General features: G+C 59.8%; 3 protein-coding genes. 1 reads left to right on the top strand and 2 read right to left on the bottom strand.

The genetic code is table 11. The annotated features are described in order from the left end of the window. Positions 1–40: 40 nt before the first annotated feature. Complete coding sequence (locus FHX09_RS21205; RefSeq protein WP_132595199.1) at positions 41–790, bottom strand: GntR family transcriptional regulator; 750 nt, start codon at positions 788–790, stop codon at positions 41–43. Between the two features lie 144 nt (positions 791–934). Beyond that, positions 935–2,344 carry an ATP-binding protein gene (locus FHX09_RS21210; protein ID WP_245505604.1) on the bottom strand — a complete coding sequence of 470 codons (1,410 nt, stop codon included), beginning with the start codon at positions 2,342–2,344 and terminating at the stop codon, positions 935–937. Positions 2,345–2,736: 392 nt separating this feature from the next. Here FHX09_RS21210 and FHX09_RS21215 point away from each other — a divergent pair. Beyond that, a partial coding sequence (locus FHX09_RS21215) for a peroxidase family protein (RefSeq protein ID WP_184450579.1) occupies positions 2,737–11,355 on the top strand: 8,619 nt, incomplete at its 3' end.

Consider the following 11,355-nt stretch of genomic DNA (forward strand, 5'->3'; position numbering starts at 1 on the left):
AGAAAGAAAATACCAGATTACAACCAGTTTGTATCTGGTCTTATCGCTGCAGTTCGAAGACGAAATCGTAGACGTCGCCTTTGTACCGTGTCTCACAGTATTCCACGATCTGGTCGTCAGGCAGGAAACAGCGTCTTTCGGTCATCAGTAGTGGCGCGCCTATCTCGCAATGAAGATGCCCCGCATCCTCGCTGGACGCCGCCTTCGAGCGCATGCGCTGGATTGCCCGTTGCGGCATGAAACCACGCGCCTCAAGAGCCTCGTAAAGTGAGTCCCGGACCAGATCAGGCGATGGAAGAAAGCGCGTCGGTACGGTTGACGTCTCGACGGCGATGGGTGTGCCATCAGCCGTGCGCACACGTTTCATTCGGATAACGCTTGCATTCGCCGATACGCCTAGCGCCATCATCTCTGTGGGCGAAGGGCGACTTATCTGCTTGGAAATCCACACACATCCGGCCAGCATACCACGTGCGCGGATGTCTTCTGTGAAGCTGGTCAACGTCGACATCGACTTCTCGACCCGCGATCCGATCTCCGTCTTGAAGCCATGGCGACGATTGAGAAGGCCCTCTTCCTCAAGCAATGCCAACGCTTTGCGTACCGTCACGCGAGAAAGCGACAGGCTCTCGGCAAGGACCCGTTCGCCGGGCAGGACGGCACCGGGCTTTACGGCGTTGGAGCGAATGGCAGCTTCGATGGCCGACTTGAGCCGCTTGTAAAGGGGAACGTCTGCTGCCGCCAGGCTCAATTGCCCGGCGAGATGTTCAATCAAGCTGATATCCGGCATAGCTCACCTCGCGACCGATCAATCGCTAAAAGATTCTTGGAAATCGTCATCTGGAGCTATACTGGTATTATCTCGTTCATGCAAATTCTGCATTATGGTCTCAGCGTAGCCTTGGTCGCGCCGCTCGCACGGCTGTCCCAAAGACTACTCTAGTGGCAGGACGACAATCACCAAAGTACCGTTGCTGCGGCGGATCGTGCGTACCTTGCCGCCGAAGGCACGAATGCGCCGTTTCTGCATCAGCTTGCCCAGCCGGATTCGTTGTGGGGCGAGGGCCGGCGCTTTGGGTGGGCTGCCGATGTCGGCGATGGCGATCACGATGCGATTGCGTCGCATGCCATAGCGCAGCTGCTGTACATTTCCAGGCGCATGCCTGTGGGCATTGATCAAGGCCTCCTGGATGAAACGATAGACGCAGATATTCAAATGCCCCCTGCTGGGATCGACGTCGAGCGCCCCTTTGATGGCCACGCGATTGCCGGTCAGGTCTGTGTGGCGGCGAACGGCAAGCAGGATGGTTTCATTGAGGGAAATGTTATCGAGTTCCGGCAGGACGAGGCCTGAAGAGATGTTGCGGATTTCATCCAGGACGACCGTTACAAGCCGCAGCAGTTTGCCAATACCCTCGACGGGAACAGCCACCGTGTCGCCGCCTCCCAGTGAGGGCTTCATGTCACTGAGCCGCAGCTTGACCAGGGTGAGCACCTGTATTGGCCCATCGTGGAGGTCGCTGCCGATCTGGTCGAGGATCTTTTCGTTGAGCTTGCCGGCCTCTTGCCTTGCACGCTCCGCTTCAAGCCGCAGGCGCCTATTCTGATTGGACAATTCCAGCGCATGCCGCAGGCTGGCTCTGATGGCGGTGTGCTGGTCGTCGATAAGGCGGCTGCCGCTACGCACGATCATATAGAGAAGGGCGAGCATGGGAACGGAAACGAGCAGTACGATCATCAGCGTCGACCGCCACGCGCCGGCGATCTCGGTAAGCAGGTAGTCGGGTCGCTCGTAGAATTCTCCGACGAGGACGACCTTGCCGGCGTTGTCGCGAACCAGCGGGGCATAGACCTCTATGTACTCAGCGTGTCGCTCCTCCCCGGAGTAGGCATGCTTGGAAATCATCGTACGCGATACGACCACCTCTCCAGTGAGCGCTCGTTTTAGCTCGTCAAAGACCTGTTCCCGGTCCACTTTCCGTCCGGCCGTCGAATAAAACAGGCTGGCGTCCGGGTTCCAGATCTTGATCTCACGCACGTGCTGGCCAAGCGGACTATCGCCAAGGAGCTGATCGAGCTTCGCCTTTACCTCAGGCGAGAGCCTCTTCGTGCGGATGTCCTCCTCGGAGATGAGCGGTTCTACGAATGTCTGCAGATAGGCTGCGCCCACGCTGCCGGCACCCTTCATGATCGCCTTCTCGATGCTCTTCGTGGTCCAAAGACCGAGCACGAACATCAGCGCGAGGACAATCAGCGACGCAATAAGGATGAATTTCACCTCGAGGCGCGCATTGCGCACCTTGTCGCGTGCCCGTTGCCATACGGCGACCAAGCGCGTTTGCATCCCCCACTTCGCCTCGCTTTGCGTCAACACCATACTCCCCCCGAATCGTGACGCCCCTGATTATATTAATGTTTGCGAATATTTTTCCCGCTGGCAACACATACTGATCACGTTCAGTGAAAGCGGCAGCGCCTCGGTGCACGCACGCGTTGGTGTCCTTCAGTCCGTTGCGAAGTGTCCTTCAGGACAGTTTCTTCGAGCCTTTGGTTGGTTTGAGTATTGCGACCTTTGTTGCTTATTTTGGATACTATAGTCTTGGCAATCGCAAGACCTTGTTCTCTTTCTGCTCGAGATATCGAAATATATAAATAGCGCAACCGAAGAATATTCCACTTTCTGGCGGCTGTATATTCCGTCGGGGGTGGGGATTTGCGCCCGGATAGGAGAGGGAAATGACTGCGTTTACGCTGAACCTGCAGGACATGAATTTCATTCTGCGTCAGATCAAGATTGCTGAGGCGCATGCCAGCGGCACGCCGCTGACCGAGATTTATGTCAATGCGGATGGGGACGTCGTTTCGGCGGGGACGCCGGGTGCCCTGCTTGCAATTCCCGATCCACATGTTCCTGCCGGTCTGAGGACGGTTGACGGAATGGATAACAGCGTTGTGCCGGGCCGGGAGACCTGGGGCGCGGCAGATCAAGCGATGCCGAGGCTGCTCGACGGTACCATCGTCAACGACGCTGATGGCGACACGATGCCTCTGGGACCCGGGGTGACCGTTACGAATAACAATTATGGCGCTGCCGGCAACGTTGCCGATGCCGATCCGCGCATCATTTCCAACCTCGTCGTTGACATGAGCACCAGCAATCCTGCTGCGCTCTTCGCCGCGCTGACGTTTGCAGGTTCCGAAGATCCGCAAGCTGATCTCGAACGTCTGGTTGCCGCCCGCGTGACGCAGGCACAGGCAGACGCAGCGGTCATCACGGCTCAAGACGCGGTCAACTTGGCAAACAATGCGTTGAATGCGGCTGTGGTAGCCTATAACCCGGCCGATCCAACGACGATCGACGCCATTCAGGACGCGGCGGAAGCACTTACCGCAGCCGAAGAGGCTCTCGCTGATGCGCAGGTCGTCGCAACTGACCCGGAGGCAGCATTCCTGGCGCTCGCCGAAGAGCTTGGTCTGACTGTGAACGATCAAGGGTCGCTGGTTATCCCGAACGTTGCGCCGGATGAAGGCCTGACCGCGCCGTTCAACGGATGGATGACATTTTTCGGCCAGTTCTTCGATCACGGTCTCGACCTGATCGCCAAGGGAAACAATGGAACCGTCTATATTCCGCTGCAACCCGACGATCCGCTCTATGACAAGGGTCTGGACGGGATCGCCGGCACGCCGGACGACGGGCGTACCAATTTCATGGTGCTGACGCGCGCAACGCCGAATGGCGGTACGCAAACCAATACGACGACATCGTTTGTGGACCAGAACCAGACCTACACCTCACACGCATCCCATCAGGTATTCCTGCGCGAGTACAAGCTGAACGCCGATGGCCAGCCCGTCGCGACGGGCAGGCTTCTGGATGGCACTCACACGGAAACCTCGCCCGACGGCATCGTCACCACCACCAAGAACGGTTTGCCGACCTGGGCCGATGTGAAAGCACAGGCCCTGATGCTCGGTATCGAGTTGACGGACCTGGATGTTGTGAACATTCCGCTCCTGCGCACCGACGCCTACGGCAATTTCATTCCGGATCCTGTAACGGGTTACGCGCAACTCATCCTCAATATCGGCGCCGATGGGATACCGAACACTGACGATGATATCACCGTTTCTGGTATCCCGGCCGATCCGATTGCCGGTACGCCTGCCATTCCGGTCAATACCTTCACAGCGACTGTGACTATCGGCTCCACGACCTATACCGGTGCCGTTCGCACGGGTCATGCCTTCCTCGATGACATCGCCCACAATGCGGTGCCCACCGGCGTCTTTGATCCGGATGGGCCGGCTGGACCTAGTGGCGATATTGCTATTCAGGCAGACGATGACGAAATACCCGGTAACGCTATCGCCACGGACTTCCGCGGCCGCAAGGTTGCCTACGACGACGAGCTGCTCGACCGACACTTCATCACCGGTGACGGCCGCGGCAACGAAAACATCGGCCTGACCACCGTCCACCACATCTTCCACTCGGAGCACAACCGCCAGATCGACTCCCAGAAGCTGATCATTCTGCAGGGCGGCGATCTTGAGTTCATCAACGAATGGCTGGTTGGCGACATTACGGCTCTGCCCGACGGTTTTGCGACCATGACGGCGCTTCAACAGCTCGCCTTCGCAAATAGTCTCGATTGGGACGGCGAGCGTCTGTTCCAGGGTGCCCGCTTCGCGACCGAGATGCAGTACCAACACCTCGTCTTCGAGGAGTTCGCCCGCAAGATCCAGCCGGCGATCGACCTATTCGTCTTCAACAACATCACCGACATCAATCCGTCGATCTTCTCGGAGTTTGCCAACACCGTCTATCGCTTCGGCCATTCGATGCTGACGGAGAACATGCCGCGCGTCTTCATCGACGAGGATGGTGTCGTAACCAGCACTGACAACATGGGACTGATTACGGCATTCCTCAATCCCGTCGCCTTCAACAATGATGGCGCAGTAACGGCGGAGGAGGCGGCCGGCGCCATCGTTCGCGGCATGACCGTCGAGCGCGGCAACGAGATCGATGAGTTCATCACCGGTGCATTGCGCAACAATCTGCTCGGCCTGCCGCTTGACCTTGCGACGATCAACATTGCGCGCGGACGCGACACCGGCATCCCGTCGCTGAACGACGCCCGCGCTCAACTCTTTGCGGCGAGCGGTTCGAGCTTCCTGACACCCTACGACAGCTGGACCGATTTCGCGGCGAATCTGAAGAACCCGATCTCGGTGGTGAATTTCATTGCTGCCTATGGCACCCACAGTTCGATCACCGCGCAAACGACGGTCGCCGGCAAGCGCGACGCCGCCTGGGCTCTCGTGTTCGGCGAGCCTTCCGGCACGGCGACCGTGGTTCCCGGTGATCGGCTGGACTTCTTGAACAGCACCGGTACGTGGAACGCCGGCAATAGCGGCCTCAATACCATTGATCTGTGGATTGGCGGCCTTGCCGAAAAGCAGATGCCGTTTGGCGGCTTCCTGGGCTCGACCTTCAACGCCGTCTTCGAAGCGCAGCTTGAAGCGCTGCAGGACGGCGATCGCCTTTACTATCTGACCCGCACGCAGGGCCAGAACTTCCTCAACATGCTGGAGCAGAACTCGTTCGCCAAGATGATCATGGCGAACACCGACATTTCTCAGCCAGGCGCAGACGGCATCCGCGGCACGGCGGACGACATCATCAATCGCCATATCGGCGTCGATTCCTTCGCGAAGTACGACCTCGTCCTCGAAGTCAATTCCGCCAACCAGGCCGACTACAATGGCGCCGCGGCAGGCGGTGATCCGCTCGGCACCGACGCCGCGCTCGAGGCCATGGGGCTCGGCAAGGTGGCGCGCAACGATCCCGGTACCTTAGGTGCGGACCCGAATTATCTGCGCTTCACCGGCGGCGAGCACATCGTCGTTGGCGGTACGAACAATGACGACACCATCATCACCGATTTCGGTGACGACGGCATCTGGGGTGATGCTGGCAACGATCGCATCGAATCCGGCGCCGGCGTTGACCTCGTCAATGGTGGTGCCGGCGACGACATCATCACCGACAGCGGCGATACCGGCGACTTCCTGAAGGGGGACGAAGGTAACGACGTGATCGCCAATTCCAACGGGATCGACGTCCTGATGGGCGGCAAAGGAAAGGATGCGATCTTCGTCGGCGTCGACGACACGGAAGTCTTCGGCGGCGAGGGTGACGACTTCATCCTAGGTGGCGAAGGCGTCGATCTTTTGATGGGCAATGAAGGCGACGACTGGATCGAGGGCGCCGGCGGCTTCGATACGACGGCAGGGGACAATTCGGAACTGTTCTTCAACAGCATCATCAACGGCCACGACGTCATGTTCGCCGGCAACGACGAGAACGACTTCGACGGCGAGTCCGGCGACGACATCATGGTGCAGGGCGAGAGCGTCATGCGCAACGAAGGTATGTTCGGCTTCGACTGGGCGATCTTCAAGGACGTTGCTCGCAATGCCCATGCGGATATGAACATTCCGATCTTCACGACTGAACAGGAGGACGTTCTGCGCAACCGCTTCGACAAGGTCGAGGCGCTGTCCGGCTGGGACCATAACGACACGCTGATTGGTGACGAGCGCACATTTGGTGTGATCGCGCCTGGCGATACTGTCGCGACGACGGAAAACATTTTCTTCAATGACAGCCTCGATGCGGCGGGGTTGAATCGCATTGCCGGGCTCTCCGAAATCGTCGAACTCGATGCGGATGGTCTCTTCCAGAGCGGCAACATCCTGCTCGGCGGCGGCGGCCACGATTTGTTGCAGGGCAACGGTGGGGATGACATTCTCGATGGTGATCGTTGGCTGAACGTCAGGATCCGCATAACTGCGGGATCGGACAATGTGGAAGCGGATGAGATCGCTTCCGTTGACAGCATGAAGCACGTCTTCACAGCGGCGGAAGCTCCTGAACCAGCGTGGATCGGAAAATCACTCTTCGAATTGCTGGTCAATCGCGTCATCAGCCCCGATCAGATGCATATCGTGCGCGAGATCAGGACCGATGATGGCGCCGGCGATATTGATACGGCAGTCTTCCGAGGCGGCCGGAGCGAGTATGAAATTGAAGGCATCGATTTCGCCAGTGACGGTGACGAGCAGACAACCGTCCGGCATTTGGTGGACACAGCCGTCGGTGGCGTTGCCGTGAACGATGGCATCGACAAGGTCAGCAACATCGAACGCCTGCAATTCGCCGATGAGACCGTGGAACTCGTTCCTGTTAACGACAATGCGCCGGTGGGCAACCCTGTTATCGAAGGCGTGGCTCAGATTGGGCAGCTTCTCAGGGTGCAGATGGATCCCGATGGTTCCCTGGCGAATGTCACCGATGCGGATAATCCGAATGGCGGCAAAATCTTTCCGCCGTTGGTGATCGAATGGCAGATCGAAACGGATCCGGGCGTTTTCGTCGATACCGGCTTTCGCGGTCCGTCGTTCACACCGGCAAACGATGGCGAATTCGAAGTCGGCGCAGACGTCCGTATTCGGGCCATCGTCCGCTACACGGATGCGCGGGGCATTCCGTACGCGGTCGCTTCAATACCAACCGACCCGCTCGTTCCGGCAACCAATCTCGTGGCGACAGAAGGTGATGACGTACTGGTCGGCACGCCCGGTGACGACACGATCGACGGCCTCGGCGGCAACGACGTCATTTTCGGCCTGGCTGGAGACGATGACCTGATAGGCGGCGCAGGCGACGACGAAATCTTCGGCGGACTGGGAGGTGATACCCTCACGGGCGGTGGCGGCAACGACATTCTCGACGGCGGCGAAGGCGATGACACGGCTGTCTTTGCCGGCAATCGGGCCGATTTCACCTTCGAGATCAACGCCGAAGGTCAGCTGGAGGTGGTTGGCGCGACCGAAGAGGATGCCGTCATCAGCATCGAGCGGTTCCAGTTCAACGATGCTGTTGTAACGCTCGCCGAAGTGGAAGCTGGCTTGCCAGACACGATTCCCACAGAAGGTGCCGACACCATCACGGGAACCGAAGGCGCGGACGCCATCGACGCGCTTGGCGGCAACGACACGATCAACGCGCTCGGTGGCGACGATGACCTCGTCGGCGGTCTGGGTGATGACGTGATCAACGCCGGCGCTGGCGACGACACGATCGCGTGGGAAGTCGGCGACGGCCGCGACATCATCGATGGTGGCGCTGGCACTGACCGCTTCCGCGTCCGCGGCGACAACAGCGATGAGACATTCTTCGTCGAAACCGAGGCGGACTTTCTGTCTCGGACGGGTCTGCCTGCCAGCTCCCTCCAGGCCACTACCGAAATCGTTATCTCCCGCAGCGTCGGCGCCGGACCTTCGATCGTCGTGGCAGAACTGGCCGGGATGGACGAGATCGATATCAACGGCGGTGGCGGTAACGACACCTTCGTCGTCTCTGGCGATTTCGCAGGGTCGGATCTCGATCCGAGCACGATCACCATCGACGGCACCAGCGGCGACGACACGGTTGACATTACCGGTCTCGACTCGCAGCACCGGATCGTCTTCCGCTCGAATGGCGGTGACGACACCATCATCGGCACCCTGCGCCCGCAGGACGTGGTCGAGCTGGCTCCGGGGTCGGTGATCTCCGGCTACACCTTGAGCGACAACGTCAACGGAACGAGGACGCTGTCGAACGGCACGCATTCGATCACCTTCACTGGTGTCGTCCCGCCGCAGTTCGTCCCCCCAGATGACGACCCGAACTCGGGACCGTTTGCCTTCACGGCGGCCGACCTCGCGGGTCTCAAGAACCTGGTGAACGGGCTGCCTGCCTTCGAGGATGACGACGACACTGAAGGCTTCGGTGGCGTGCGCAGTCTGTCTGGCCATGGCAACAACGAAGGCAACCCCGATTGGGGTGCCGCCGACGAGCCGTTCATCCGGATCACCAGTCCGCACTTTGGCGAATACGATCCGGCGACCGGCAACAATCAGGTCAACCCGATCTTCGAAGGGCTCGATCCACGCAGCATCAGCAACGTGCTGGGAGCCCAGGAAGCCAACCTTGCGAAGAACGCGGCCAACGCCAACATCTTCTTCATGGCGTTCGGCCAGTACTTCGATCATGGCCTCGACTTCCTGCCAAAAGGCGGCAACGGAACGCTCCAGATTGGTGCGCCGGGCAATGGAGCGCCTGGTTCCGGGAACCCCGCGGATCTGACACGTGGCACCGTCTACGACATCGACGAAAATGGCGTGACGCAGCATCTCAACAAGACTTCGCCCTTCGTCGACCAGAACCAGGCCTACGGATCGCATGAGCTGATCGGTCAGTTCCTGCGTGAAAGCGATGGGAACCACGGCTTCGGCTCGCACCTGCTGCAGGGTGCGGTGGATCCGTCCAACACTGAGTTCCGGCTGCTGCCGACGCTGCGTGAACTGATCATGCATCACTGGCAGGCCAATACGATCTTCCATGATCCGGCGGTGCCAGGCGGACAGATCAGCTTCCGCGATTATTTCGCCGGTCTGGTCGATGCGACCGGTCACATCAATGAGGCGATGCTGCCGCAGATGACGTCCAACTTCATGGGCAGTGGCCATGCGCTGCTCCTCGACACCAACCCGTTCATCAGCCTGCTCGATCACTATGTCGTCGGCGATGGGCGTGGCAACGAGAACTTTGCGCTGACCTCGATGCACACGATCTGGGCACGCAATCACAACTTCCATGTGGAACTTCTGGAGCAGTCTGGCTTCCAGGGAACGGCCGAAGAGCTGTTCCAGGCCGCCAAGATGGTGAACGAGGCCGAGTATCAGCGTGTCGTGTTCACCGAGTTTGCCGATATGCTGATCGGCGGCATCCGGGGCGATGGAAGCCATGGCTTCGAGGAATACAATCCCAATGCCACGGCCGCGATCTCGCACGAATTCGCAGCAGCGGTCTATCGCGTTGGCCATTCGCTGATCGGCCAGACGATGACCGTGATCGGGCCGGATGGCGAGCCGAGGCAGGTTGCACTCTTCGACGCCTTCCTCAATCCGAGCAATGATCCCAGCGTTTTCAAGGGTCCTTTGCCTCCCGGCTACGTGCCCCAACCTGGTTACGAGCAGCTCGGCGTCAATTCGATCCTCGGCGGCATCGTGACTCAGGATGCGGAGGAAGTGGACTTCAACATCGTCGACGCGGTGCGCAACGATCTCGTCCGTATCAACGCCGACCTGTTCTCCTTCAATGTCGCCCGCGCCTGGGATGTCGGGCTCGGTACTTTGAACCAGGTGCGCATGGATCTGGCGGCATCGACCGATCCCTATGTCAGGGAAGCACTCGGCTATGCCGGCGACCTCTCGGCCTACACGTCCTGGGAGGACTTCCAGGCCCGCAATGGCCTGTCGGACGCCGTCATCAACCAGTTCCGCCAGGCCTATCCCGATCTCGTGCTGCAGGCGGGCGATATCGCCAGCTTCCAGACGAGCAACCCTGACATTCAGGTTGCGATCCAGCCGGACGGAACCGGCATCGTCAAGGGCATCGACCGTGTTGATCTTTGGGTCGGCGGTCTCGCCGAAAAGCACATCAACGGTGGCATGGTCGGGCAAACCTTCTGGGTCGTGCTGCAGGAGCAGTTCGATCGCCTGCAGGAAGCCGACCGCTTCTACTACCTGAACCGTTTCGACAACTTCGATTTCTACGAGGAGTTTGTCGACGGCCAGCAGTTCGCCGATATCGTGGCCCGCAATACCGGCCTGACGGGCCTTTCTGAACACATCTTCGAAACCGAGCCTCTCGATGACGAAGATGACGACGATGATGGTGACGGTGACGACGACGATGATGACAACAGCGGTCCGGGAGGTGACGACGACGATGGCGACGACGACCAGTCTGGTGGCGACGATGACGACGATGATGACGACTCATCCGGCGGCGATGACGACGATGATGGCAACAGCGGCCCGGGAGGCGACGACGACGATGACGACGACGACCAGTCTGGTGGCGACGATGACGACGATGATGACGACTCGTCCGGCGGCGATGACGACGAGGACGACGGCAGTGTCCCGCTTCCGGTCGCGGCACGGACGTTGATCGGGACGAGTGCTGCGGATGTGCTGCTTGGTGCGGCGGGTGCCGATACGATCCTTGCCGGTGGCGGCGGGGATATCGTTGCCGGCGATGGCGGCCACGATATCCTGCGCGGCGAGGACGGCGACGACGTGGTGACGGCTGGCGACGGCAACGACAGCGTCACGGGCGGGGCCGGTGACGACGAGCTGCATGGCGGCGCAGGCGACGACATGCTGTTTGGCAATGCCGGCAAGGACATGATCCATGGCGAGGGCGGCTCCGACTTCATCGAGGGCGGGGCC

Origin of the sequence: Rhizobium sp. BK538, from assembly GCF_014197575.1 — a bacterium.
Classification (GTDB): Bacteria; Pseudomonadota; Alphaproteobacteria; order Rhizobiales; family Rhizobiaceae; genus Rhizobium.

What these genes read in the sequence shown, in the direction of transcription:
- FHX09_RS21205 (WP_132595199.1), bottom strand. Translation starts at nt 790, where the DNA reads ATGCCGGATATCAGCTTGATTGAACATCTCGCCGGGCAATTGAGCCTG.
- FHX09_RS21210 (WP_245505604.1), bottom strand. Translation starts at nt 2,344, where the DNA reads ATGCAAACGCGCTTGGTCGCCGTATGGCAACGGGCACGCGACAAGGTG.